This window comes from Desulfosporosinus sp. FKA, from assembly GCF_002196785.1.
Classification (GTDB): domain Bacteria; phylum Bacillota; class Desulfitobacteriia; order Desulfitobacteriales; family Desulfitobacteriaceae; genus Desulfosporosinus; species Desulfosporosinus acididurans.
Genome location: NZ_NAHZ01000034.1, coordinates 465,821 through 492,130 on the forward strand (window position 1 = coordinate 465,821; position 26,310 = coordinate 492,130).

Here is a 26,310-nt window from a genome sequence, read left to right on the forward strand (position 1 = left end):
CACTTAAGCCTTCATTTTGTTAGGCCGGGCAACGGGTAAATAAAAAATATTTGGATCCGTTCCTAAGTCACCCAATAGTTGGCGTCCGCCCTGCTCACGAACAGCGACACTGACATCACTCTGCGGATCATTTAAATCGCCGAAAATCCGAGCTCCTGCCGGACAAGAAGCTGCACACATAGGCTGTTGCCCATTGTCCAATCGTTCAACACAGAAAGTACATTTTTCCGCCACTCCTACAGGCCGTTCCGGTGTAAATACAAGCCGCCCTTCCGTCCGATAATCACGTCCATAGCCGACGGGAAAATCCGGAGCGTACTTTCCCTTTTCCCAATTAAATACTCTGACTCCATAAGGACAGGCAGCCATACAAAAACGACACCCTATACACCGTTCAAAATCTACCAGAATGACCCCGTCTTCGCGCCGGAATGTAGCACCTACCGGACAAACTTTTTGACAAGGAGCATTATTGCAATGCTGGCAAGCGGTCGGCTGATAGGCTAGCTCTAGATCAGGAAATGTACCATGCGGAACATCAATAGCTGTTGCTGCCGGAGCAGCAGTCAGAGCATTTTCATTAGGAGTACAGGTCAAAACCCTATTCCAAAAAATTCCCAAAGGCTCGTTATTAATAGATTTACAAGCAATCGCGCAGGTCCAGCAGCCCACACAGCGGCTTTGATCGATTGCCATACCCCAACGCTTGGTCATAGCTTATTCATCCTTTCACTTTCTCGACTTGCACCAAACAATCATAGTAAGCAGCATTCGATCTGAAATTTGGGACGATGGATTGAGCCGGATTGGCAATCTGGTGTGTTAGATTATTAGGGTGCCCTTCAATATAATGCTTCACCTGCTTGGTCGCCCACCCTCCTTGGTAACAGTTAGTGACGCCTGGCTTAATCCCTTCAGTCAAACGGGCTCTGACTTTCATAGAACCTCTGTCATTAAAAATACGGACAATTTCGCCATTACTGATACCCCGCTGAGCAGCATCTATGGGGTTTATCTCCAGAAAACCTTCGCCATTGTTGTTCGCTTCCTTTAGCCAAGGCAGATCGGAATACTGGGAATGCGTGCGGAATCTGGTATGTGTGCTGAGGAATACCAGAGGGTATTTTTGGTAAAGCGGGTTATTCGGTGATGCTTCAACTGGTTCTTTATAGTCGCAAATTTCCTGATCATAAGGCAGCAACAGTTCAACATAAAATTCTATCTTCCCGGATTTTGTTGGAAATTTCTTGTCTGCAAATGGGACATAGGGAGCCGGCACGTTCACCCGATGGGCGCCTTGAGTTAATTGTTTCCAATCAAGCCCCTTTACCGGGTCGGCAGCATTAGGATCGCCGATATGCAAAATGTCTTTGATATAATCGTCGGGTTGCTTTGAAAAATACTGCCCGACACCCATCTTTTTAGCGACCATTGTAAAAGCGTCCAGATCGGATTTTGACTCCCACAAAGGATTAACAATTTTAGGCATATACTGCAGGTAATAATTTCCTGAGCCTAAAAGATCTGTTTTTTCCAGATAGGTGCACGCAGGCAACACAATATCCGCCAATTCAGCCGTCGCTGAAAGTACATAGTCAGAGACAACCAGAAAATCAAGTGAATTAAGTGCTTTTAATACTTTATTACGATCGGACATTTGTTGGGCAAAATTATCAATTACAAACCATGCTGCACGTACCGGGTATGGCTTTCCTTCAAGCATAGCATCGGAAGCCTCCATCGGTGGCAGATAGGTATATTGTTTATTATCTGGGAAAAACCAACCCGACACATCATAAGCTGTGGTCAGCAAGGCACCGCTAAAAATAGTAACGCCCCCACCATGAACTCCGATATTACCTGTCAGAGCTGACATTGTTAAAAGAGCTTGGAAGGTTAAATCACCCCGATGCCAATGAGACAACCCAAAACCGGCTTTGATTCCGGCAGGATGGTTGCCTGCGTACAACTCAGCCAGGGCAATAATGGTTTCCGAAGCTACATCCGTGATTTTGGACGTATATTCAGGTGTGTACTTAGTCATAGTATCGGCTAGAACTTGAAACGAGGTGCGTACTTGAAGATCATTAATACTATAAGTACCCAGCAAAGATGCCTTACTCAGACTTGGGTCATCAAACTTCTTAATCTTGCCATCACCAACGTCCATAACCATGTATTTATCTTCGCCGCCGGGAACCACGTCCTTATGCTTTAAAAACTTTTTGGTTTGCGGATGAATTAGGTACGGAGCTACGGTAAACTGGCGCAGATAATCTTCATCATAACGCTTATTCTGAATGATCCAATTGATCATGGCATCGATTAAAGCCGTGTCTGTTCCAGGTCGGATCGGAACCCAAAGATCCGCAGCGGCAGATGTCGGAGTAAAACGGGGATCAATAACAACCAATTTTGTACCGTTCTTGCGAGCGTCACAAATCGTTCGCCAATCAGGAATACTAGTTTCAGCCAGGTTATTAGCCCAGAGAAAAATGACCCGAGAATTGATAAAGTCGGTATATTCATGGCCGTCAAAAATCCCGCCTCCGTTGGCCGGATCTGTGGGATCTGCTAAAACATAATTAAACCCAGCCGGACAAGAACTATCCCCTTCATTGTCCCCTTCAAAATCTCCGGCTGAAGCTCCAATCACGCTGGCGAAACGATATCCTGCTCCAATTACACCTTCCAGAACACTGAGTGAACCGGTATAAGGGGCAATCCAAACAGATTCTTTGCCGTATTTCGCTTGAACCTTTTTAAAATTCTCAGCAATAGCTGAAGTGGCTTCTTCCCAACTGATCCGCTGCCATTGTCCGGAACCTCTTGGTCCTACGCGTTTATAAGGATACTTAATCCGATTGGGACTATAAGTATTTTGGATTTGCGACAATCCTCGCAAACAAATGCGCGGCTGAAAATCCTGGACTTTCTCACCATTAATATTTCCTTCCCAAGGGGCACTTTCAATAAAAGTTGCCCGATTCCCTACAGTATGAACCAGGTGTCCGCATGCACCGTCACAATTATTGGAATGTCCGGTTCTCCATATTTTTTCTCCAACTTGGGCTTCGCTGCCGCTTGTCGCTGCTTCGAGGTATCGCATACCTGGAAAAGCAAAGCCCAATGCAGCAACGCCACCGACAATACCTTGAATAAACTGACGACGTTTAATGTTCATCAAGTTTTCCTCCTGCTCTCTTTTGTGTCAATTCTCTGTTAGAATGCACCAAATTATTTGTACTAAATAATCACCTCATCGCAAGTTTTCGATCCTTGCCTTATCAAAACCTATGTAAAATACCCAAAAAAATGGAGTTTTCACAGTGGAAAACTCCATAGATGCTATATCATTTAATTCCAGTTAATTTCAGTTAATTTTTCAGAAGCTAAATTGTTGTTCACCAATCTTAACGATCTGCCAGGCCACATATAAGTTGGTTAAGTGCTCTATCCTATGCAGATCTAAACCGGAAATCTGTTCTATTTTGCGTAATCGGTTGCGCAGGGTATTCTCATGAATAAACAGCAGCCGTGCACACTCTGGAATTTGGAGGCGAGCATCAAAGTAGGTAACTAAAGTATGAATAAGTTCGGTTCCGTTCTCACGATCATAGACAAACAAATCTCCTATAACCCGCTGACTGAATTCCTGAAGTTCATAAGCCGGTTGTGTAAATACAAACTTTAAAATCCCCATTTCAGCAAAATAACAGGGAAAATCCAGCCCAAAAATATGTCCCAATTCTAAGGCGATTTTTGCTTCTTGGTACACTTTATAAATGTAATCAATCGCATCAACAAATGAGCCCACGCCAAACTTCATCTTTGTCAATCCTTGTTGTTTCAGAGACTCACTCAGACGTTTCATATAGCTGTCAACAAAATCTTTGTTGCTTCTTTTATCGTTACCCGGTAAAGGTATTAGCACGATGACTCGTTCATTAATAATTGCGGTCAAAGACCACCGTTTGTTTGACACCGCGACCGGAATGAGTTCTTTAGCCAATTTTTCCTTCTCTTTGTCGACTTCACCCACTGCTAAAGCCCAACTGCCTTCAAGGTCCCAGCCCCAAAACCGTGCTTTGGCAATAATTGCGGCATGTGAGTCATAATTATTATAAATAATATCCCGGATAAACTCAGTCTGGCTTTGTTCTCTTTCCTCGCGCCGATTGCTTAGATCTTTGAGCTTCATTAAAATAAGCAAAGCCGCTTCCCATAAATCTTTAACGTCTTGTTTACTAAGTTCATTACGACCAATTATGTAGTAGTAGCCCCCGAGCCACCCCTGAGAAACCAATGGTATCTGAAAACATTCCTGCCAACATTCTCCTACTTTCCACGACGTTCGCAGCAATTGTAAATCTTGAAGTGCAATCAGATCGGAAAACTCAATCATTTTAGTATCCTGTATAATATGATCATCCATACCCGCCATAAGTAACCCCGATTGATCGTGCGCAGTTAAAATACGCTGCGAAGAATCTGTAAGTATAACCGGCCTGGCAATTCGTTGAGCTAATTGTCTTATAAAAAAAGGCAAATCCTTGTTATTAAGAAAACCTCGCAGCAGTTCAAAATAGAATTGGCTAAGTTCCATTGACTTAAATCCCTCCTCTCTATGAAATAAAAACGATGCTATTCACAGTATTAAAGACCCCCTCCCCCAAAGCCCTCTTTTCGTCTCGGTAATGGAAAGCGCATTATTTGTCTGCCCATATTCAATCTACGATAGCGTACCGATGGCCGCGTCAATTGAATTTTTGGGACACCCGGCAGAATTTTCACAATGGTAGAATCAGTGGTTTCTTCACCATTAATCTTTTCCAATAGATGCAAAGCCTGAACCGGACAGGCATCAATACAGTAAGGATTTAAACCTCTGTCCAAGAGGGTATAACAATAATCGCATTTTCCGGTTAATCCTGTCTCAGGATCTCGAACCGGCGCTTCAAACGGACAAGCATGAATACAGATACCACATCCGTTGCATTTTGCAGAATCTAAAATAACAATGCCATCCTGCCTTTTCCGGTAAGCTTTTTGCGGGCACAAACGGATACATTCGGGGTTTTCACATTGGTAGCAAGCCGAAGTTAGATAGTATTTGATGATCTTTCCTTGATTTACATACTCTATTGAGTTTACTTTGCGCCAAAATACCCCTCGCGCTAACCCACGATTCGCTGCACATGCCATTTGGCAAGATCGGCATCCTAAACATAAATTCACATCAACGAGAAAGCTCATCTGTTTCATATTTTCTCCACCCGACAAATATTGACATAACAATTCTTAAAAGCAAGCCCCTGAGCATTTTTTGTATAACCACCGCAATCCGTGTCCTCTAGAGCAATCAAACAATTGAGTTCATCTGCACTATCCTTTAGAGGAACAAGATTAACAACCACCACGTCCGGCGGCACTGAAAATGTAGTAACTACCTTCAATCGTATTTCACCGAGCCAGTTATACATACAGGCTAATTCACCATCCTCAATACTCCTGGCCTTAGCAACTTCTGGATTAATCAAGAGGCATTCGCCTTGTGGATCAAGCTGTTCAGGTAAATATGAAAACTGGGAATTTAAGGAGGCATATGAGCGAACACTAAGCAAGCGCAAAGGATATGCTGAGGAGGGAGGATCTGGCTTGTCAGGAATTGGCAAAGGACTCAAGCCATAGGCTGCTGCTCGTTCAGAGTCAAATTCATATTTACCCGAAGGCGTTGGGAAACGCCGCTCTTGCCAAGAAACAAACGGTAAATCAAGACTAAGGTATTTTCCTTTCAGTTCTTGATAATGCTTTATACCTAAATGCTTATACAACCCCTGTTTCATCGCCAAATCCAGCCACTCAGGCACTGTCCGGTTGATAGGAAAGGCAGTAAATCCGGGCTCCAATTTATTAAGAAACTTAGCCAATACCTGCATAATCTCCAGATCTGACCGACATTCAGCCGGAGGCGCGACTGCCTGTTCATTGTAGGCAACTCCATAATGCCAACTGGCTACTACAACATCTTCCTGCTCAAAAAAGGTCGTTGTAGGGAGAACAAAATCTGCATACTGGGCGGAAGCCGTTAAAGTGGTATCAACCACAACTACAGTATCAATGGCTTTAAGTACTTCCTGCACTCTCTGCGATTCCGGATCCCTGGCAACCGGGTTTCGCCCGGAGATCCAAAGCAAACGTATCGGCGGCTGCAACTGAGCTAACTCTGAAAACCGGCCAGTCCGTATTTCCCGATCTTTTCCCCAGCTGTCTGCATCAAATTTACTCTTCCCGCTCTTAGGTAACACTATCTGCCCTAAATCTCCGATTAGATCCTCCGGTTCCGCAGAAACATAATGAACATTCCCTCCTGATATTCCTATATTTCCGGTCAAAGCCGCGAGAGAATCGATCGCCCGATAATTCTGCCCTCCTGTCGGATTATGTTGAGCTCCAATACCCAACCAAATTGCAGCGGGTTTGCTTTTGCCATACATAAGAGCAAGCTCTCTGATTGCTTCTTCAGCAACACCGCTTCTCTGAGCCATATCTTTTACTTCTAAAGTTCGCAGATAAGAACAAAACTTTTCATACCCATATGTGTACTTATCGAGAAATTCATGGTCAATTAAATCTTCCTCAATCAGCACTCGAGCCATCCCCAAGGCAAAAAAACCATCAGTTCCAGGCTTAATTTGCAGATACAAATCAGCTCGGGCAGCAGTTGCTGTGAAATACGGATCAATCACCACTACTTTAGCACCGTTGTCCCTTGCCACAAAAATATAGCGCATTTGCTGCGGGGCAGTCCAAGCCGGGTTTGTTCCCCAAACGATAATAAGCTTAGCATTCACCATATCAGCAGGATGAGGTTTTCTGCAAGCTCCATAACTGAAATAAGCAGCATCTAAACCTGCTGAATCACATGGAGAGCCGACCATATACGTTATATTACCGATACAATGAAAAAAAGAATCAACAACGCGATTCAGTAACCCAGTATTGCCAAGAAATTGATCAAAACAAACCGGCAGTAAACAACCATCTTTCTTTTTTATTTCCACCAGTTTGCCCGCTATCTCTGTAAGTGCAGATTCCCAACTCACCCTTTCCCAACGGCCTGACCCTTTGCCCAGTTGTTTTAAGGGGTATAATAGCCTTTCATGAGAAGTCTGTTGTTCTAAGTACGCATAACCTTTGGCGCATAATGCTCCCTTCGTATATGGATCTGCAGGATCGCCACTAATATGTACAATACGCCCATCTTCAACGACCGTTCGAATCCGGCAAGTACTATAGCAGTCACGAGGACAAACATTTGCAAAGCTTTCTTTCATAACCAACCTTACCTTTAATTTTACTTGCTAATAATTGCACAATCATTCATTAACATCTAAAATTATTAGAAATTAATAGTTTTATTAATTAAATTATTGTTTCGTTTTTTTATTACAAATAAGATAAAAGTTTCTTCCTTTCAGTTCTTTAATTCATAGGTATTCTACAATTCTCGCTAATTTACCTTCGTTTAGATAAATATTTTACACGATCTGCCAGACAACCAAGCCTCTTCCCATCTTCCAGGCAAATATGTGAGCCCATCCGTAACTTACCAGTGGATCAGTGCGGCCCTCCCTCTTCTAAACCAAAAAGGAATGGGCTATTATACAGGCCCATTCCAACTATGCTATATTAAAATTTATCACATTCTCAGCTAAGTCTGAAAGTCCTGCAAGTATTCAAACCCATTTAGACTATATCCTGCTACTATTTTTTGGCCATTCATTGTGGTCAAATAGTACTCTACCAGATTTGTCACTTACAATTACATTGATTAATTCCACTTTTTCTTGCGGGAAGGGAATAATAAAGGCCTTATGATGATCAACAAATGTCGTTGTCGTTTGGTTATTATCGTAACAACATTTTAACGAGTAAGCATTCGTTAACATATCTAAATCGTTAATGATTACTTCGGAAAACCCAATATAGCCTTGCTCTGATTCGCCACTTTGAAAACCCATCGATACAGGTACAATAGCTGAGTTATCATCTCCACTGCCGCCGCCGGTATTGAGGATATCACCGTTCTGATCAGCTGACAGTATGATTGTTTTTCTCAACTGACGTACACTTTCCGGGACATTTGTTTTTTCCTGGTCACTTAGTTTTTCCCTTTCAATCCTATATAACACTACGGTGTACTTGCCGATGTTCTGAACGGCCAGCGGTGATATAGAGTTTTCTTGCAAATAGTTTTGGATTTGGACCTCTGAGAGCGAAGAATAGGTCTTACCGCTTCCCTTTGTAATCTTTGAGGCGATAGCTTTGCCTTGCCTGGTCTCGGTTTTAACAATTGCCCAGCCTTGATTGTAAGCAATCGTATAGAGATAATTCGTTCCGTCAGCATTTTTGGTAAAGATATAGCCGCTCTTGCCATCCCGTTTCAAATAGATACAGGGCCTCGTACTCCCATACCTCAGGTTTTTGTGGGCCTGAAAAAGAACCTTTAACATGGTAGAAGCATACGGATCTTCCTGTTGATCATTTAGCGACATTTCATCCACCTTATGCAGATCAGCCAAAGAAAGATGGAAAGAATCAGCAATATCTTTGTCCACATCCTGCTGAAAATTGCTTGACCACACTATTGCTCCTTGTGAGGAGGAGGTTGGATTGGCGGATGTTTGAGCATTGGTCAGCAAGACAGCGCCAAGGATAATAATGAGGGCAATAGATAACCCGGACCACCTATAGGAATGCTTGTTAAATAATGAGATCATTTTCATCCTCCTTTTTAAATGAAATTTGTCTCCAATCATGCCTATAACGCCATAACTATTTTTCAGAGAACAGTCTTCCAGTAGTTTAATGATTAACCATCCGTATTCGTTAGCATGGTTATCACCTATTCTGGACAAGACATAGGCGTCACTGGCTAGTTCACTGTCTTCACGCCAACAATAAAAGGCATACCGCAAAACCGGATTGAACCAGTGAATAATCTGCATTATTCCTATTACGCAATTGATCAAGATATCTTTTCGTTTAAGATGAGCCAGCTCATGCAGAATGATATATCTGAGTTCATCATTCGTAAGCTTTGTTTCAATACCAACTGGCAGCAGCAGTTTGGGCCGGATAAGACCACTGACAGAAGGTGTTTTATAGTTATCCGTTTGGAGAACGACGATACTTCCTGAAAAACCTATACTGTTTTGACAGGCTGCAAGAAGAGCTAAGATAGTCTCATCTGAACAACGCTTGTAATTTTTTAGTTGCCGGATGAAGCGCCTCTCTTTCATCAAAGTGTAAAATCCGAAGATCGCCATTCCCAACAGCCAAACAGTACAGAGGTAAATATCAAGGTTACTATTGTTATTTGGTAAGTTTGAGCTACCCCCTAGATTATTCCCAGAGATGCTTTTATGTAGATCCGGTTGATTAACGTAATTATTTTGCAAGAGAACTGTATCCTCAATATGGTTAATTGGTTGAGCAATTATGCCCTCGTGAGATGCATCTGAAAAAAGTCTCAGGAGATTGTACGCACTAAAAGAGCATTCTGGAGCATAGGGCAGCAGTAAACGTATCAATACTAAAAACCAGACATAGTAATGCCATTTTACATTCAACTTATTTCCAAAGAGTAGTTTAAACAAAATAATAATTATCACCAGAATGCTGGCCAAAACTGATGAGAAAAGCATCCCCTTGAAAGCCGGCAGCAAAAAGCTCAAATAACCCACCCCCTCCCTCAACTTATTTATTTCTTTGTCTTTTCCTCGAGGATTTGTTTTAATTCGTTAATATCCTGTTGACTTAATTCATATTCATGAATGAAATTAGCAAGCAATATATTAGGTGAACCGTCAAAAACACGTTGCAAAAATGATTGACTTTCCGCCTTGACACACTCTTTTTCCGAAATTAACGGATAATAATGATAGGTTTTTTTATCCTGTTGGTCGACTTTAAATCCCAAGGCCTTTTTCTTTAGCAATCTATTAATAAGTGTCTTGATAGTTTTAGGTTGCCACGCCATAATCTCAGATAAATAGTCAACAACCTGATTCGCTGTACAGGGTGCTTTAGCCCACATTATTTTCATAACCTGCCACTCTGCATCAGATATCTGTGGTAATTGAGACATATCATACCGCCTCCTATTACATACGTAATTCATATGAGTACATATTACAAAAGTAATTTGTGCTTGTCAAATAGTTCTTATATATTCTTTATGACCTTTTTCTTGGTCATAAAAGCCAGCCGATTTCTTCTCTATCTGGCCTTCCCAACACGACCTACGTCTGCTCGGCACAAATCTAACGTTTACTCGCGCCTATATTCGCTTCGCAACCATCCTGCTATTTATCTATACAGTGCTTTACGGCACTCATCAGAAACAGGAATCCTTCTGTTGCCGGTGCATACGTGTATTAATAAGTCGGATTACCTTTCCAATATCTTCATTTTCTATTTTGCAGACACATAAACGTATACCCTCCGGATGAGGAAAACAATCGATATAACAACCAGCCGTACTACTGATAAACACATTGTCCTTCGCCAGCCTATTTACAAGATTATCGGCAGAAATACCGTCTATGCTTAAGCAAGCATAGATTCCTGTTGGAGGAATGTAACATTTTACAATATTATTTAGAACGCATTCTTCCCGTAAAATATTCATCTTTTCTTGATAATATTGTTTTGTTCTTTGCACATGGAACTTATACATTCTACTTCGCAAGTAAATTTCCAGTGCTCCTTGTGTCAGGATTGGGGAATTTAGATCGATGCCTCTCTTATAGACAATAAAATCGTTTTGTAGTTCCTTCGGCACGATAGCCATTCCCAAGCGCAAACCCGGCAACAGTGCTTTAGAAAAGCTCCGAATATAGATTATCCATTCTTTATCACCTAGAGCATACATAGGGTCAACCTTTGCATCGAGCTCTAGATCTGCCAAATAATCATCCTCAACAATATAAACTCCATACTGTCTGGCTAGATTAATTATTTTCTTTTTTTGCACTGTATCATAGCAAAATCCCGTAGGATTTTGATATCTTGGCATCGTGTAAAAGAATTTAATATCACCTTGCTTAAATATTGCTTCCAACTCAGAGAGATCAATACCTTCGTGTGTTCTTTCAATACCAATAATCGGTGTTTTAGTCAGTTCCAACACTTGGAGCATTACGGAATATGTTGGTTGTTCAACAAGTACTTTCGTCCGTCCGTTAGGAAAAGGAATAGCTGCCAGAATATATAATGCCTGTTGGGATCCATTGGTTATAAAAATATCTTGTGGTTTTGCAAAAACCTGAAAGTTTGCCATGTGTTTAGCTAATACATTAATCAGTTCCGGCATCCCTTGTGCCGAAGAATATTCAAATAATTTCTTCTCATAAAGCACTATGGCTTTCTCCATACAATGATAAAAATCCTTATATGGATTAACTGAATCGGGCGGACAAGCAGTCACCATATCAATGATGTTATTCTTTTCAGTAACAGGAATTGCGGATTTAACAACATAATAGCCGCTTTTAAAAGAAGCATATATTAAGTGTTCTGCCTCAAGCAACTTATATGCCTTCACGATAGTATCTGAGTTATAGGACAACTCTTTAGAAAGTGTCTGTACAGACGGTAATTTTTCACCAGGCTTATAGGTATGGGCAAGGATCTTACTTCGTATAAAATTGGCAGCAATCCTATATTTATAGACCATTTAGCACCTCATTTCTATACCGGTATAGATTCGAATTTCTTTGCTAGCTTTTACCAGCAGTCATCAATTAAACTTAGTTTAACATCATTAAGAGTAGGACAAAGGGAGGCCAATATGATAAAACTTGGAGTTAAAGATTATGCCAAAGTCATCGAGCCATTAGAGAAACTAACTATTAATACCTTATTTGCTAAATCGGTTGTATATCAACGAGTAGCCGGCTCAGTATATGTCGATTGTGATAAAGAACCCAACGTATATTATATCGCCCATCCGTATGGAATGTCGTTACTATTTGGCGATATAAAAAAAGAGAACTTCAATAAAAACTTGTTATCATATCTAATAAACAGAGATAAGGTCAGGAGCAAGGTTGAATGGTTACAAGTATTTCCCGACTCCTGGAATAAACAGCTAGAAATTATTTTGGGCTCATACTTAGTCAAAAAAGAGCCTTCAAATAAATTTGACGTGTCAGAAACTGATCATACCGGCAGAGTGCTTAGAAATACAAGGATAAATTTTGTTTTTGATTTCAATAAATATATCGAACAAACTAAGCACTTCAATAAACCGGAACTCAAAATTATACGTACTACAAAAGAAATTTATCGGAATGTTAATGGAAACGTTATTCCAAAGTATTTCTGGAATAATGAGGATCAATTTCAAAAATCAGGTATAGGCTACAGCCTAATATGCGACGGAGAAGTAGCCTCGACGGCATTTTCATCATTTATAATCAATAACCAACTGGAAATTGGGATTGAGACCCTGGAAAAATTCAGAGGCAAAGGGTTTGCCTTATGTGTTTGTTCTGCTCTTATAAATTACTGTCTGGAAAATGGTCTTGTACCTGTCTGGGCATGCCGATTAGAAAATAGTTCATCATACCAGTTAGCTCAAAGACTGGGCTTTGTCCCTTCAAAGTTTATTCCGTATTATCAGCTTTCAGTTTAGTACCCAATGAGAAGTATCTGTATTTTTTCGAACTATAACCTTTGCTAGTTCTCCGCTGCATTCGACTCGACTCTCTAATAGAAATACTCTCCAAAGCCAATTTAAGGGACTTGAAGAGTATTTCAAAACTTATTTGACTTAGCGATTGACTTCTAAAAACTCAAGGGCTAGTTTGTCTCTACATGTTTTTGACAATTCTTCTTTAGCCACTTTGACCACAAGCCAACCTTTATATTAGGATGATATTTCTTCTTGAGGTTAGCAGGGCGCAAGTTAGCTACTCTGCTAATACGGCTTTTTTAAATTCCTCAATTCCTATGCGCTGCATAAATCGAGCAGTTCTCTCATTAGGTTTCGCATTTCCCCGATAATATTCCAAGCACTTTTTAATCAATTCGACGACCTGATCATCGCTTAAATTTTCAGCGATGACATCACCAATACGAGGAATTCTGCCTGAATTCCCCCCAAACACAAAAGTCCAACCCGTTCGCTTTCCAAAAATGCCAAAATCACGTACAAAACTCTCAGCACAACATAAGGGGCAACCGGATACACCTATTTTCCCTTTTGCGGGGAGTTCTTCTCCCACTAAAAGTTCCTCCAACCGCATTCCCAGGCCAAGAGAATCAAGAATTCCAAATTTGCAAACGGTAGTACCTGGGCAGGCCTGAACATAATGAACACATTTCTCAACTGCTGGTCCAATACCGGTCCCTAACTCTTCCCACACTGATTCGACAACCTCAGGTTTCATACCCACTAAAGCAATCCTCTGAGCGGAAGTAATCTTAATTATGGGAATTTCGTATTTTTTGGCAACACTCGCGATCTTTTCCAATAATTCAGGAGTAACTACCCCGACAGGGATTCGTGGAACAATGGCATACGTTTCTTTATCCCTTTGAATAAAAGCTCCTTTTGGTGCATTCTGCTCTGACATAGTAAACCCTCCAAATCTGGTTATATCAAATACTTCTAATTCGGTAAAGATACGACCAATCCTTCTAAAACCAAAAATAATGTACGATTACTTGACTCATTAATAGCGATAAGGTTTCATTAAAAAGAGACTATACTTTTCAGAATATGAAAGCATAGCCTCTGGACATTTTGCTATATGATGAATTTATTTACACCCTTAAAATATCAACATTGCCACAACACCGCTAATTATACCTATAAACATTACAGCGCCTGTTACAAAAAGAAGAACCTTCTTTGGGAAGACCCGCTTGACCATAATTAGAGATGGCAAACTAACTGCCGGCAACGTCATGAGTAAAGCGACCCCTGGACCAATACCTAAACCAAAGGCCATCAATGATTGTACAATAGGAACTTCCCCAGCAGTTGGTATGATAAACAAAGTTCCCGCTATGGCAAGTCCAATTACTGCCAAGACACTGTCAGCCCACTCTGTGCCTATTGCCGGAAATAACCAGGCACGAATAGCCCCTAGAAGAACAACGACGATGAAGTAAGCAGGAAGCGTATCTCGAATTAGAGGCAACAGAGCCTTAATCCATTGTCTAAAAAGATTCCCTTGCGCTTCGCCTGTCAGATCCTCTGTTATGAAATGCTCCATAGTCTCCTTATCATTTACAAAATGGTTAGCGAAGTATCCGATCCCAAAAACCATAATAATGCCAACCACAATTCTAAAAAGAGCTAATTTCCAAGAAAGTACAAAGCCCATAAAGATAATCGTTGCCGGGTTAAGCACAGGATTCCCAAGCCAGTACGCCAGAGCCGATCCAATAGAAGCTTTCCTCTGACGCAGACCAACGACGACCGGGGCAGAGCAGCATGTACACATCATGGATGGAATTCCTGCAACCCCTGCAAGCACTGTACTCTTAACATTTGTTCCCCCAAAGATTTTATAAATCCAATCTCTCGGTAATAATACCTGTACTAAAGACCCTAACAAGAGTCCTAAAATAATAGCTTGCCACACTGCCTTAAAATAGGTAATCGTATAATTCCAAGCTGCTGTCCAGGAGGGGGCTGGGGGCGCTGCGGCTTTACCCGAAACAATAGAATCTCCGATGGAATGTTTGGCAGCTGCCAAAAAAGCCTTGTGATAATAAGGATTCCATTTTACATACCACACACCCACTAAAAATATAATTGCTAATAACAGAACATAAGGTAAATAATTTCGGGTTTTTTGATTCATCTGTACTTCAATGTCTCCTCCCATTTATAGATCTCTATCTCTGATAATGCTTTTTTAATAATATTTTAATCATATATAAGCATCACTGAAGCATTATATAATATTACTCATTAATTTCCTAGCTCATAATTTTTAACAGTTTAATGACAAAGCAGCAGTGCATTCACTGCCGCTTTGTCATTAAAAATATCAGTTCCAATAGGGTTATTCAAGCAAAAACCGCCCATATAAATATAGAAAGCTGTACAAAATACCCTTAGTACAGAAATCTACTAAATAGTTAGGAAGGTGTTCGAGATTGCCGAATCAAAATGTAAACCTCCCCATTTTTGATTTCCGTGGACCTAGTCCTCTATCTATGTTATTAGGATTTATTTTTCTTTTAGCCGGTGGCTTGATTTGGTTTATAACTGGGTGGCTGGGCTGGATAATAATTGGTGTTATCTTAGCCCTTTTGGTTGGGTATGGCGTAAAAGTCGCAAATCAATGGGAGAAGGCGGTCATTCTTCGCCTTGGTAAATTTAGCCGCTTAGCTGGACCAGGCATGTTCTTTGTGATTCCAATAATAGATTCTGTAAGTAACTGGATTGACCACCGGACGATCACCACGACTTTTAAGGCTGAACAAACTCTGACAAAAGATACAGTGCCCGTTGACGTTGATGCTGTGTTGTTTTGGACCGTAGTAGATGCTAAAAAAGCTTCATTAGAAGTAGCTCAGTATCGAGATGCGATTTTTTGGGCGGCACAAACAGCTTTAAGAGATGTTATCGGCCGAACAAATTTAGCTGAAATGCTTTCCGACAGGGAAAGAATTGATCGTGAACTAAAAGAGGTAATTGATAGACGGACTGAGCCCTGGGGTATTGTTGTTAACGCCGTCGAGATACGGGATGTCGTATTGCCCTCAGGACTACAAGATGCCATGAGCCGGGAAGCTCAAGCTGAACGGGAGCGTCGGGCCAGAATAATCTTAGGGACTGCTGAGACAGAAATTGCGGCCAAATTCTCCGAAGCCGCCAAATCTTATGAGAATAATCCCGTTGCTTTACATCTGCGGGCAATGAATATCTTATATGAGGGTATCAAGGAAAAAGGAGCTATGGTCATAGTACCCTCTTCTATTGTAGAAACGATGGGACTTGGTGCGGTCTCTGGTTTAACAAGCCTGGCTTCAACGGTTAAACCTTCTAATGATTAAAAAATCGAAAGGCTCTCCTTCTACTAAAAGAGAGCCTTTCGTTCGTCACATCTGCCATGGATGAAAAATCAGCTTATCCTAATTTCTTATTGGGTAAACACGACAGTCAAGATCATTTTGAATTTCTTAACCGCCAGCAACGCGTGTGAGACACCAGCTGGCATAACTATTGTCTCTCCCTTTTTTAAAGAAAATTTCTCTTCCCCGATCGTAATTTCCGCTTCTCCGTCAAGAAGATAGACTAAAGCGTCTCCGCTTGATGAATGTGCACTAATTTCTTCCCCCTCAGCAAAAGCGAATAACGTAATACTTAGGGATTTCCCTTGGGTCAGAGTTCTGCTCACAACCTGCCCCTCAGTGTATTGAACCAAAGTATCCATTGACAAAGCCTTGGAAAAATCAATATTTTTAATAAAATGTTGTGTCATCGGCTTAACCCTCCGCCTAAAATTAATTGATAAACTACTTAATTAGTAGTATGAATCATAAAATATATTCTAAACGAACATTTCATCATTTTCTGGCAGCAGGCTTAGTCCACCCAAAAATGCAAGATTAGAAAATAGCAAAGGGCCTAGCAATGGATTTCGATACATGATCCTTGCCCACACAATACTCTGAGTTCCCGCTAAATCACCCCAGACGTGGAACCCAAATCCTAATAACCCTACGAATAGGTTAAGTGTTACAATGCTTAAATAAATATAACTTTCTATAGTATTTACTTCATAATAAGCCACATAGAAACAGGCAATTGTGGCAAGTGAGCCAGAAATGATCGGGATTAGAGTATAGACCGGTATAAAAGCCAGGCGTGCATGATCTAAAAATGCCGCGACAACCGCACCTAAAAAGCCAAGAGCAACCAGCATCAATAATCTTGATCGTCTCGCCGTTCCTCGATAATGTTCACTCACCAAAGCGTAACTGGAAATCCCTGCAAAAGCGATCGGAGCAGCTACCGGAGAGCCCTCGACTAATAGTCGAAACAAGCTCTCACGGCTGAATGTAGCGTTTCCCGACAAGTGGAAAAATGTCCCTAATACACCAACTACAACACCTAACCACATAACTCCCTGAAAGACTCTCTTTACTCCTTTATTAGAGCCAAAAAAGAGTTGGCCAAGAATAGCTAGAACGGCAAGTGGGGTATAAATCAAGGGAATTAGTTCCCAACGAAAAAAATTGTTTTGCGAATGGGCAATGAAGACGTCAACACCCGTTAGCAGAAAGTTTATTCCCATCATACCGAGCAATAGAGAGGTTTTATAGCGAATAGCTATTTGATAGAACCGACGGATCATATCTTCAATCCTCCCCTAATGCTTCGCTTTCAAAGCATCGGCCTTTGATTGCATGTCAACTAATGCTTTTTCTTGCTCATAAATCCCATTCCAATTCACGTAATCTGCTCCCCCCATGACGGCTCCGAACCGTGCTCTACGGCCTTCATGATGCCATAGTTCAAAATATTCAAAGTCAATTGGGGTTCCAAAGGGTTTCGTACCTAGCAAACCAGAATTGCGCAGATCTTGGACAATCGATTTACCCTTTAGCACATTTTGATTGCTAAGAGCAATCGTTTTGTCAGCTTTACTCATAACATTATTGATAAACGACTGGACATGACAATTAAGGCAAATTGAATTCATCGTTTGCTGGTGAACATCCCCATCTTTGCGCAGTGAAGCAATTTCAGGAGTCAGGTTGTCTTTTAGACGCTGCCCTACATCGTGAGTTCCTTGAACGCTCCCAAAGGCCGACATATGACAAGTGGCACAAGTTGGAGCCGGGAAGTCTTTGACAGTCAATGTTCCTGGAGGCGCGTCCATATTATATTTTGATTGATTGGCTTGATAATAAGTTCCGTGAGCCGATTCGTTATATATTTCTGCCTGCGGATGATCGGGGCCTAGATGGCATTGGGCACATGTTTCGGGTTTACGTGCTTGTGCTACATCAAAAGTATGCCTTAAATGACACTTTGTGCAATCTCCGAAACTGCCATCACCATTCTTTTGACCAATAGCATGACAAACCTCGCAAGATTGAGCACTGGCATCTTTACCGATGAGATTGTAAACAGCATTAGCATTGCCCCCATTGAGAGGCTTGCCATTAGCATCGAGTAAATGATATTTAGCCAGTTCTTCCGATGTGAAATTTTTAGCTCCTTGAACCACATACCATGATCTTGCAGAATGATTGCTTGCCTCGAACTGTTTGACCTCGGTTGCGTGGCATTGGGCACAATTGTTAGGAGTCGGTTTAGAGATAATCGCAACATTGTAATGCTGTGTCGTTAACGTGTCTTGCCCTTTCACTGCTTTGTGGCAATCGAGACATTGAACGCCACGGCTGGAATGTTCGCTGTCATGATATTGCTGGATAATTCCCGGATTTTCTTTCTGGTGACATTCTACACAAGCCTTATTATCCCCGGTTGCAACCGCACTCAAAGATGGTACACTCGTACTTAGTCCTCCAGGGCCAATGATGTAGTGGTAAGATAAGAATAATAGAGCACATACAAAAACAGTTCCCAACCCTAACAGAGTAATCATACGTTTTGAAGCCGACTTCATTGTTAGGACAATCCCCTCCTCTAATAGTAGGTGTTTTTTGGCAATAACTATGTGTTTTTAATAAGAATAAGTACGAATATAGTCTAATTCTTTAAGATATTGTGAATTCCTGCCCCTCTTTAATCATAATTTTTCGTCAATTTTCGACAGTGTGAAATTATCGCATATCCCATCTCCTTTTTCCCATAAGGTTAGACTTTCTTATTGTTGCTGACCTCCTTAACATAAAACTCTCTCAACTATCCTGGTTTACCCATTAATTAATCATAAACTAAATGCAATCATTGATATGTGACTTAGATCACATAAGGGCTGAATGAAAACTTATCATCCAGCCCTTTCCAGAAGAGTTGTCCTTGTATGAGTGAACTCATTCAGCTAAAGCTGAACATCGAGACTTCGGTGAACTCTATCCCGAAGCAGAGTACGGGAAATCCACTCCCACTTAAGAAGTGAGAGTCTTACGATCGGATCAAAAACGAACTTAAATAATATGGAAGACCTTCGTTACGATTGTAAAATATACAAGTGCAACCGACGCCATGATAACTGTCAAAGGGAGCCCTATTTTAAGATAGGTCATAAAATTTATCTCCACCTTTTCTTTTTTGGCAAGCTCCACAACAATCAAATTGGCAATTGAACCTGTCAGCGTAAGATTCCCTGCAAACGTACTGAAAATCGCCAATGAAGCCCACCAAATATGCCCCATATGGAGCGGAACTAGATATTTCAGCAGCATGACAACTGGTACATTGCTAATAATATTGGAAAGTATCACAGTCAATATTGAAAACGCCCATAAACTTTGGATACTTTTCATCCATGGCGTATTAATAAGTAACATGAGCAAGCCACTATGCTCAACTCCACCAATAATTACAAATAATCCTATAAATATGACTAAGAGATTAAAGTCGATGCCGCTATATATTTTATTCGGTTTAATTCGACGAGTTATAAGCAAATATGCTGCTCCTAGACTGGCAACAAGCGCCGGATCAAATCCCATTAAAAATCCTACCAAAATTAAAAATGCAACGACCAAACCTTTTTTAACTAAATATCCATGCACTACCCCTATCATCGGCCGAACCTCTGGAAGTTGCCCGCTTAATTCCACTTTGTACATCCAGCTTATCATAACGTAGATAAGCCCAAGTCCTAAAAGTGTCAGTGGAATTGCCAGTGCCATATACCAAGCGAAATTAATATGTGAAAGGCTGCCAATTAGGATGTTTTGAGGATTACCAATTAAGGTGGCAGCGCTGCCTATATTCGAAGCGGTCGCTACTCCTAGTAAGTAAGGTGTGGAATTTAACTTTGCCTGCCTAGTAATCATGATTACAATCGGGGTTAAGATTAAACAGATAATATCGTTAATGAAAAAGGCAGACAATATACCTGTTATAACAATGACCATAAACATTAATTGATTTTTGCTATGCAAACGATTTAGAAACTGATTTCCGGCTAGTTGAAAGAATCCTGACATATTTAAGTAGGATGTAATAATCATCATTGAGAATAAAAGGACTATCGTCCGGTAATCTACAGCCTGTACTGCCTGATCGAAACTCATTACTCCTGTCCCAACCGTTAGAGCGGCACCAATAATTGCAATTCCGGCACGATCTACTCTAAACACCGGACTTTTCCCCAAGGCAAAAACCAGCATAGAAATCGTCAGAATCAATCCAGAAATAATCAAAATTCGGCACTTTCTTTCTTTAATAGCTAACAGGCGCTGAAACCGAAACTGGTTTTTTCGCCTAATGAATATAGTTGTCCAAGGAAACTTAAAGATCTAAAAATCCGGAACTTATTAACCATTTGATTTAGCTTATTAAGGCTTTCAAACTTAGCAAAAGAAAAAATAATCTGACACCAATCCCTTTACTACTCTTGCTGCGGTTAGCCTTGATTTTTTCCTCCTATTTATCTAACATTATGCTGTTTTTAGCTCATTGTAGCATATATCTATGTTGAACATATATCTGAGTTTAAAGAGAACCTCTCAAAGACTTCAAACCGATTTTGATAATCATATCGTTGATGCGACCTATTAGTTTAACACAAAGAGAAAGACCGTTAAAAATAGTCTTTCTCTTTAAGTTTCTGGACATTCATTCCCAAATCCGTGATCGCGTTATTAGTTTGCGAATTTATCACATTTGGGTGGCTGATCCAATGACTTTTGCCTATTATTGTGTAGAATTAAGTCGCGGTTAATACTTCAGCATCCTCGGAATGATAGGGTACACTTGTTACCAAAATGTTCTCTCGATACAAAAGCATTAGCTTTAACAATTGCCCTGTTTGGTTGTGTAAGAAATTATAACGTATCTTAGTCGGTATATATTCCGGTATAGCTACGGTAATCGTATCAAAATTTGTTCTATCCTCTAAATCATCAAGATATTTCATAAAGTCATGAACTATTGCTCGGTAAGGCGATTCAACAATTACGAGCGGAATTTCTATCTTGGCTTCTGACCAGTGTCGTAATAGTTTATCTTTTCTCTCGGGGTCAGAAGCAACGTGCACAGCAGTTACTTGAGGTGTGAAGGCATAGGCATATTTTAACGTTTTTAAGACCATTAGATTCAAGTCATAAACAGGTACAATAATTTTATTACGATATTCAGTTATTTGGGTATGAGCACGCCGCTGAGTTACATTGTCGTAATGTCGACGAAAATCTGCCAAAGCCTCAGGAGTCGGATGCAATACTTTAATTTCGTTTCTATAGATCCGATGCACTGTGTGAAAGAAAAATATCAATAGCGGTAAAATTATGAGGACTATCCAAGCACCTTCTGTGAATTTGGTAGTAATAAACACTAAAAATACCAGGAAAGAAACAACCCCTCCAAATATGAAAACGACAGCATCCTTTACCCAACCCTTTCCTCGCTCACTTAACGTATGACGGGCAAGTCCCAGTCCTGTTAGGGCAAAAGATAGCAATACCCCTATCGCATAAAGAGGTAACATCATATGAGTATCACCATGGAATACTAAGATCAAAACGATTGAGATAATAAATAAAGTCCAAATACCGGCACTGTATACTAACCGATCGCCAAGGTTTTTAAAGTAGCGCGGTGCATTTCCATCTCTAGCCATCAGGCTAAGAAGAATGGGCAAACCTGCGAAAGGCGTATTTGCTGCAATAACTAAGATCGCCGCAACACTTCCCATTAGAGCAAAATATGGAATCGTGTGCCCGAAAACAATTAAACCGAGTTGGTTAAGTGTTGTGTTTTCGTCAGATGGCACCAAATGATAAGCCCCTGCCATATAAACGAGGCCAATAAGGCCAAAAGCCACAATAAATCCTAATATAATTAACGTAGTTATTGCCCTTTTTTGACTAGGTGCTTTAAAAGCAGTTACTCCATTGCTTACAGCTTCAATTCCTGTCAATGCAGTCGTTCCACCGGCTACAGCTCTTGCAAATAAGAAAGCTGTCATGGTTATTCCAGTAGTAGCAGGAAGTTGAAGGTGACTTGTCGTATGTTGGGTTATCCCGTGGACCATTATTTCAACAATACCGGTTCCAACCAGACCTACCAAACAAATAATATACAAATATACGGGTAGGGCAAATATACGTGCCGATTCTTTAAGACCACGTAAATTAATCCAAGCAACAAAAGCGATGACTATGCAATCGGCTAATACTTTATGTCCTGTTGGAGCCAACCAGGGAAACATCCCAGTTAAATTTTCAATTGCAGAACTAACACTTACTGCTACTGTAAGCACATAATCCAAGGACAGGCTGGCTCCGGCCACTAAGCCCGCGTTTTCACCCAGATAGGCTCTAGCAATAGTGTACGAACCACCCCCTTGAGGATATTTTTGAATTGCCTTACGATAGACTAGCAAAATACTAGCGAGCAGCAATACAATAACCAAAGAAACTTGCATCACATAGGCATATCCCAGGGCACCGGCCGCAAGTAAAACATATAGAATTGCATCTGGGGCATACCCTTCGGACGATATGATGTCTGAGCCAAAAATTGGTATACCGCCCCAAACCCCAACACGGGCATGTTCAGCATATTGAGTAGACAGTGGTTGACCAAAAATCACTGTCCTTAAGCGTAGCCAGAAAATCTTATTACTTTTAGATACCATTTGGATTACCCCCATAACTTCGAAGTCAATATAAAACCGTTCTTGTAAAGATCAAGTGACCCAGAAACTCTAAATATGTAGATAAATTATTATCACCCAATGAAATATGTTTTATTATAGCCTATCTATAAATAAATAAAGCATAAATAATACAACGAAGGGTATAAAGAAAATATAAAAATATAATTATAAGGTTCAGAATAGTTTTACATTTTACTTTTCCTTAATATAAGGTCCATAACATCATTGATAATAACTATTCCAAGAATTTTTTTATTTTTAATTAGACTTCTTACCGTGTCGTCCAGGTATTCCATCAATTCCCGAACTTCAAGAGATACTTCTACGGAACATAAAAATCCCTCCATTCAGGAAAAATATGTCTCAACTATAAGTAATGATTCAGACACTATTGCATTTACATTATAGGGCGATTTTCGGAGAATGTGATTATCTCACCTTCTAAACGCAAAAAAACAAAGCCTTTCAAATAACGGAAAGCTTTGTTATACACTCAAATAAAAGTAAGTGCAACTCACTTTCCCCACACGTTTAAGCTTTGGCACTAGATTCTATTTAATATTATCTACAGAAACGTAATTTATAGTTATCTTTTGTTAGCTTTAACTACTCTATCGGTTCATATAAATTGAATCAACTCAGCCGCGTCATTTTATTCAGAGCCCCAATGACTTTCCAGCAAGAAAAAATCATGGCCTCGCTTCAAGGTGCAATTTTCCCTCGAAAGCAAGGCCACTTTTTAAGTAAAAATTAATTTGATTCTTTCTTTATCTCAAATTAAGCCAAGTACTGTCTCAATTTGAGCAAATACATAATACTCTTTCCCTTTCTATTTAATACCACAACTTACCAGAGATCCTCAACAGTATCTACAACATCCCTTATAACATTAAAGCAGATCTTCTCTGCTATATTCTGTTCTTTAAACAACTTAGATCCTTCTGAGGTAAAGTCAATTCCAGTTAGGCCTTTGCAGGTATAACAGCCGTGTTTGACCTTAATTCTTTCTATTAATTCCTGTACTAAGGGAAAAGTCTTATTTCCAAGATCAAAAACAGTGTTTTCGTCGTTGCCGTACTTTAAGCCCAAAGCCATGATTCCCCCACTTACTGCGCCGCAAATTTCACCCATGCCGGAAACCCCAGCTCCAAATCCGGTGGCCAATTTAATGGCCTGGCTGCGCTCCATTCCAAGCTCTTCACCCAGGGTGGAAAAAACTGCCTGACTACATAAAAAACCGTTCTTCATCATGGCTACCGCTTTATCGGAACCCTTCACTTTACATTCCTCCCACAGTCTTAATACATATTTAGTTTCACAGAGACATTATGAATAAATACATATATGAACGCGTTCACTTTATTTTATCCCGCGAAATATTTTTTGTCAATAAAAAATGAACGTATTCATTTTAGAATACGTTCATTTTGTGCTCTCCATTATTTTACTCGGGTCATCAGGTCTATTGCTTTACTCCAAGCCCTTCCAGGAATAAATACAGCTTTTGTTTCAGGTTATCCATAAACGGCATTTCCATGTTGCTATTCATGGTGGATTGTAGTAAGCCCATGAACATTTCGATAATTATTCCCACAGGGATATCCTTACGGAATACGCCTTTTCCCTGCCCCTCGCGCACAATATCAACCAGTATCTCCCGAAAAATAGAGCCATGGGGGGACTCCCGTCGGGTACCCGAGGCCTGGCGTCGAAACTGCATAAACATGCTTATTAGCTGACTGTTCTCTTCAAAATTCTTACCGGCGGTTAAAAGAATTTCCGACAATTTTTGTGACGGCTCTAAAGAGGATTCTTGTATTTCTTCAACTGTATGCCGGACTTCATTTATTTTTTCCCCGAGGCAATATTTGAGTACATCTTCCTTTGAATCAAAGTAGTTATAAAAGGTGCCGGTTCCTAAGTCAGCTTCTTCCATTATTTCCGCTACTGTGGTATTCATAAAGCCTTTTGTCAGAAAGAGCCTTAAGGCGTTTTCTGATATAGATTTTTTTACCTGCATTTTTTTTCGTTCACGCCGAGTGTTCATGGTAACAATGATTTACCTCCACATTCATTTATGAATGTGTTCATTTTATCATTCTAATATTCCGAATGCAAATAGTGGGTTAATATACCTTGCTCCTTTTTCCAGTGTTTCTCCGTCCAGGTTATAGATGGCATCGATAATTCTGTTCCGGTATGTGGAAGGGAATTAGTTCATTCTTTCTAGTTCTTGCAAAAAAAGACACAGCTCAGCACCGATTTTTTCACCGGTTGCACTCTGAAAAACGACGTGTCCTCCAGTAGGATAAGTTTTTAAGGCCCTCAGTCCAGCCATTCTAGAATTCAGATAATTAGCACTCTCTGGCTTAACTGTGTCATCGTCAAGGGTTTGAATGATCATTGAAGTACATTTAATGTTTGCTAAGAGAGATTTAGTTTTGTTAAGTAAAATCACAAATTGGATTAAAGCCGGAAAAGGGGGGACATTGACACTTGAGCTTAGATATTTCCTAGCATAAAATCTAAAATCGCATCTCAAATTGGAGATAACTTGTTTCATATTCCCATAAAATATCGGCGTATTGATTAGAACCAATGCTTGAATCTTATGTACTTGGCAAAGTTGAATCCCAAGCAAGCCACCCATTGAAAATCCGATAACCACCACATTATGGCAACGCTTTTCCAAATCAGCATAAGCAGCCACGACAGATTGAATCCAATCAGTATATTTCGCTCTGGCTAGGTCCCTGCGACTTGATTCGTGTCCTGCAAGCAGAGGCACTGCTGTTGGAAACCCACATTCATTGAGTTTAGTAACAAGAGAATCAATCTCACGACGACTTCCTGCAAAACCGTGAATTAATAAGCATCCTGTATTAAATTTCTCCATGACGAGTAAGCTCCTCAAAGCGTTTTTTTATATGGTCAAATTCAAAGGAAGAACAAATCCGCCTTTCCTGGCTGTCAAGGATTCGATAATGCTGGGAGATTAGGTTTTTTTGCATCGTATAGCCAAAAGAAGCCTCAAGCTCCTCCCACCATATTTTACCACCAAGAGTTTTAGGATAGTCCCGTTCGGTGCTGTCAAAGGCAAGAGCCATAATTACTTCCTTGGGCTGACCGCCAAACGTTATTGATAAAATTTCGCTCTTCCCAAAAATTGTGCAAAGTGTTACTGCACCCATCCAACCGAGTGTCGATCTGCCTTTTTCAATCTGTACGAGCGTTTTTTTAGACATGCCAAGTACTTCTGCCATTTTATCCTGTGAATAATCAAACTCTGTACGAACTAATTTTAATTTTTGGTCCAGTTTTTTTACAAATTCATCTTTAGTCATTAAAACAACTCCCATATAGTGTAATATTACACTATATGGGAGTTGTGGTCAATATATGTAGTCCTTAAATTCCCTGAACCCCTACAAAAATAGATTATAGAGTCACTAAAAATTCAACACACATT

General features: G+C 40.4%; 21 protein-coding genes. 2 read left to right on the forward strand and 19 right to left on the reverse strand.

All coding sequences use genetic code 11. The features are described 5' to 3' along the window. Nucleotides 1-3 precede the first annotated feature (3 nt). The 8 genes from B5771_RS23415 to B5771_RS23450 form a co-directional block, all read right to left on the reverse strand. Nucleotides 4-714: a 4Fe-4S dicluster domain-containing protein gene (locus B5771_RS23415; protein ID WP_088189661.1), complete on the reverse strand. Its 711-nt coding sequence runs from the start codon at nt 712-714 to the stop codon at nt 4-6. Nucleotides 715-721: 7 nt separating this feature from the next. Further along, entirely contained in the window at nt 722-3,184 is a 2,463-nt protein-coding gene (locus B5771_RS23420) for a molybdopterin-dependent oxidoreductase (protein WP_088189662.1), read from the reverse strand. 201 nt (nt 3,185-3,385) lie between these two features. After that, a complete protein-coding gene (locus tag B5771_RS23425) occupies nt 3,386-4,606 on the reverse strand; it encodes a helix-turn-helix domain-containing protein (protein ID WP_088189663.1) in 1,221 nt (406 codons plus the stop codon). 50 nt (nt 4,607-4,656) lie between these two features. Then, the gene (locus B5771_RS23430; RefSeq protein WP_088189664.1) at nt 4,657-5,265 is read right to left on the reverse strand and encodes a 4Fe-4S dicluster domain-containing protein; all 609 of its coding nucleotides are present in this window, start codon (nt 5,263-5,265) and stop codon (nt 4,657-4,659) included. Then, a complete protein-coding gene (locus B5771_RS23435; protein WP_088189665.1) occupies nt 5,262-7,337 on the reverse strand; it encodes a molybdopterin-dependent oxidoreductase in 2,076 nt (691 codons plus the stop codon). The genes B5771_RS23430 and B5771_RS23435 overlap by 4 nt, the downstream gene beginning before the upstream one ends. 417 nt (nt 7,338-7,754) lie before the next feature. After that, on the reverse strand, nt 7,755-9,740 hold the full coding sequence (locus tag B5771_RS23440) for a M56 family metallopeptidase (protein WP_088189666.1): 1,986 nt from the start codon (nt 9,738-9,740) through the stop codon (nt 7,755-7,757). Nucleotides 9,741-9,766: 26 nt separating this feature from the next. Beyond that, complete coding sequence (locus B5771_RS23445; protein WP_088189667.1) at nt 9,767-10,153, reverse strand: BlaI/MecI/CopY family transcriptional regulator; 387 nt, start codon at nt 10,151-10,153, stop codon at nt 9,767-9,769. 249 nt (nt 10,154-10,402) lie between these two features. Then, nucleotides 10,403-11,743, reverse strand: coding sequence for a PLP-dependent aminotransferase family protein (locus tag B5771_RS23450; protein WP_088189668.1), 1,341 nt, complete (start codon nt 11,741-11,743; stop codon nt 10,403-10,405). A 114-nt stretch (nt 11,744-11,857) separates the two neighbouring features. On the opposite strand from B5771_RS23450, the gene B5771_RS23455 reads away from it, so the two are divergent. Continuing rightward, on the forward strand, nt 11,858-12,703 hold the full coding sequence (locus B5771_RS23455) for a GNAT family N-acetyltransferase (RefSeq protein ID WP_088189669.1): 846 nt from the start codon (nt 11,858-11,860) through the stop codon (nt 12,701-12,703). Between the two features lie 277 nt (nt 12,704-12,980). On the opposite strand, the gene B5771_RS23460 is transcribed toward B5771_RS23455, so the two are convergent. Then, on the reverse strand, nt 12,981-13,646 hold the full coding sequence (locus B5771_RS23460; RefSeq protein ID WP_088189670.1) for an NAD(P)/FAD-dependent oxidoreductase: 666 nt from the start codon (nt 13,644-13,646) through the stop codon (nt 12,981-12,983). 198 nt (nt 13,647-13,844) lie between these two features. Next, nucleotides 13,845-14,885, reverse strand: coding sequence for a permease (locus B5771_RS23465; protein ID WP_088189739.1), 1,041 nt, complete (start codon nt 14,883-14,885; stop codon nt 13,845-13,847). A gap of 298 nt (nt 14,886-15,183) precedes the next feature. Between B5771_RS23465 and B5771_RS23470 the strand changes: the two genes are divergently transcribed. Further along, nucleotides 15,184-16,086, forward strand: a complete 903-nt coding sequence (locus B5771_RS23470; RefSeq protein WP_088189671.1) for a slipin family protein — start codon at nt 15,184-15,186, stop codon at nt 16,084-16,086. Between the two features lie 86 nt (nt 16,087-16,172). On the opposite strand, the gene B5771_RS23475 is transcribed toward B5771_RS23470, so the two are convergent. From B5771_RS23475 to B5771_RS23515, 9 genes are all read right to left on the reverse strand, one after another. Beyond that, nucleotides 16,173-16,514, reverse strand: a complete 342-nt coding sequence (locus tag B5771_RS23475; protein ID WP_088189672.1) for a cupin domain-containing protein — start codon at nt 16,512-16,514, stop codon at nt 16,173-16,175. A gap of 69 nt (nt 16,515-16,583) precedes the next feature. Further along, nucleotides 16,584-17,390, reverse strand: coding sequence for a hypothetical protein (locus B5771_RS23480; protein ID WP_088189673.1), 807 nt, complete (start codon nt 17,388-17,390; stop codon nt 16,584-16,586). Nucleotides 17,391-17,405: 15 nt separating this feature from the next. Continuing rightward, a complete protein-coding gene (locus B5771_RS23485) occupies nt 17,406-18,671 on the reverse strand; it encodes a multiheme c-type cytochrome (protein WP_088189674.1) in 1,266 nt (421 codons plus the stop codon). 484 nt (nt 18,672-19,155) lie between these two features. Beyond that, nucleotides 19,156-20,382: an anion transporter gene (locus tag B5771_RS23490; RefSeq protein WP_088189675.1), complete on the reverse strand. Its 1,227-nt coding sequence runs from the start codon at nt 20,380-20,382 to the stop codon at nt 19,156-19,158. A gap of 506 nt (nt 20,383-20,888) precedes the next feature. Then, nucleotides 20,889-22,820 carry an APC family permease gene (locus B5771_RS23495; RefSeq protein ID WP_088189676.1) on the reverse strand — a complete coding sequence of 644 codons (1,932 nt, stop codon included), beginning with the start codon at nt 22,818-22,820 and terminating at the stop codon, nt 20,889-20,891. Between the two features lie 867 nt (nt 22,821-23,687). Further along, entirely contained in the window at nt 23,688-24,119 is a 432-nt protein-coding gene (locus B5771_RS23500; protein WP_088189677.1) for a C-GCAxxG-C-C family protein, read from the reverse strand. Nucleotides 24,120-24,303: 184 nt separating this feature from the next. Next, nucleotides 24,304-24,888: a TetR/AcrR family transcriptional regulator gene (locus tag B5771_RS23505; RefSeq protein ID WP_088189678.1), complete on the reverse strand. Its 585-nt coding sequence runs from the start codon at nt 24,886-24,888 to the stop codon at nt 24,304-24,306. 165 nt (nt 24,889-25,053) lie between these two features. Then, nucleotides 25,054-25,737 (reverse strand): alpha/beta fold hydrolase, encoded by a 684-nt coding sequence (locus tag B5771_RS23510; protein ID WP_088189679.1) that lies wholly within the window; start codon nt 25,735-25,737, stop codon nt 25,054-25,056. Next, a complete protein-coding gene (locus B5771_RS23515; protein WP_088189680.1) occupies nt 25,724-26,185 on the reverse strand; it encodes a helix-turn-helix domain-containing protein in 462 nt (153 codons plus the stop codon). The genes B5771_RS23510 and B5771_RS23515 overlap by 14 nt, the downstream gene beginning before the upstream one ends. Nucleotides 26,186-26,310 lie beyond the last annotated feature (125 nt).

What these genes read in the sequence shown, in the direction of transcription:
- B5771_RS23510 (WP_088189679.1), bottom strand. Translation starts at nt 25,737, where the DNA reads ATGGAGAAATTTAATACAGGATGCTTATTAATTCACGGTTTTGCAGGA.
- B5771_RS23445 (WP_088189667.1), bottom strand. Translation starts at nt 10,153, where the DNA reads ATGTCTCAATTACCACAGATATCTGATGCAGAGTGGCAGGTTATGAAA.
- B5771_RS23455 (WP_088189669.1), top strand. Translation starts at nt 11,858, where the DNA reads ATGATAAAACTTGGAGTTAAAGATTATGCCAAAGTCATCGAGCCATTA.
- B5771_RS23415 (WP_088189661.1), bottom strand. Translation starts at nt 714, where the DNA reads ATGACCAAGCGTTGGGGTATGGCAATCGATCAAAGCCGCTGTGTGGGC.
- B5771_RS23475 (WP_088189672.1), bottom strand. Translation starts at nt 16,514, where the DNA reads ATGACACAACATTTTATTAAAAATATTGATTTTTCCAAGGCTTTGTCA.
- B5771_RS23495 (WP_088189676.1), bottom strand. Translation starts at nt 22,820, where the DNA reads ATGGTATCTAAAAGTAATAAGATTTTCTGGCTACGCTTAAGGACAGTG.
- B5771_RS23485 (WP_088189674.1), bottom strand. Translation starts at nt 18,671, where the DNA reads ATGAAGTCGGCTTCAAAACGTATGATTACTCTGTTAGGGTTGGGAACT.
- B5771_RS23425 (WP_088189663.1), bottom strand. Translation starts at nt 4,606, where the DNA reads ATGGAACTTAGCCAATTCTATTTTGAACTGCTGCGAGGTTTTCTTAAT.
- B5771_RS23420 (WP_088189662.1), bottom strand. Translation starts at nt 3,184, where the DNA reads ATGAACATTAAACGTCGTCAGTTTATTCAAGGTATTGTCGGTGGCGTT.
- B5771_RS23505 (WP_088189678.1), bottom strand. Translation starts at nt 24,888, where the DNA reads ATGAACACTCGGCGTGAACGAAAAAAAATGCAGGTAAAAAAATCTATA.
- B5771_RS23450 (WP_088189668.1), bottom strand. Translation starts at nt 11,743, where the DNA reads ATGGTCTATAAATATAGGATTGCTGCCAATTTTATACGAAGTAAGATC.
- B5771_RS23430 (WP_088189664.1), bottom strand. Translation starts at nt 5,265, where the DNA reads ATGAAACAGATGAGCTTTCTCGTTGATGTGAATTTATGTTTAGGATGC.
- B5771_RS23435 (WP_088189665.1), bottom strand. Translation starts at nt 7,337, where the DNA reads ATGAAAGAAAGCTTTGCAAATGTTTGTCCTCGTGACTGCTATAGTACT.
- B5771_RS23515 (WP_088189680.1), bottom strand. Translation starts at nt 26,185, where the DNA reads ATGACTAAAGATGAATTTGTAAAAAAACTGGACCAAAAATTAAAATTA.
- B5771_RS23465 (WP_088189739.1), bottom strand. Translation starts at nt 14,885, where the DNA reads ATGAATCAAAAAACCCGAAATTATTTACCTTATGTTCTGTTATTAGCA.
- B5771_RS23480 (WP_088189673.1), bottom strand. Translation starts at nt 17,390, where the DNA reads ATGATCCGTCGGTTCTATCAAATAGCTATTCGCTATAAAACCTCTCTA.
- B5771_RS23460 (WP_088189670.1), bottom strand. Translation starts at nt 13,646, where the DNA reads ATGTCAGAGCAGAATGCACCAAAAGGAGCTTTTATTCAAAGGGATAAA.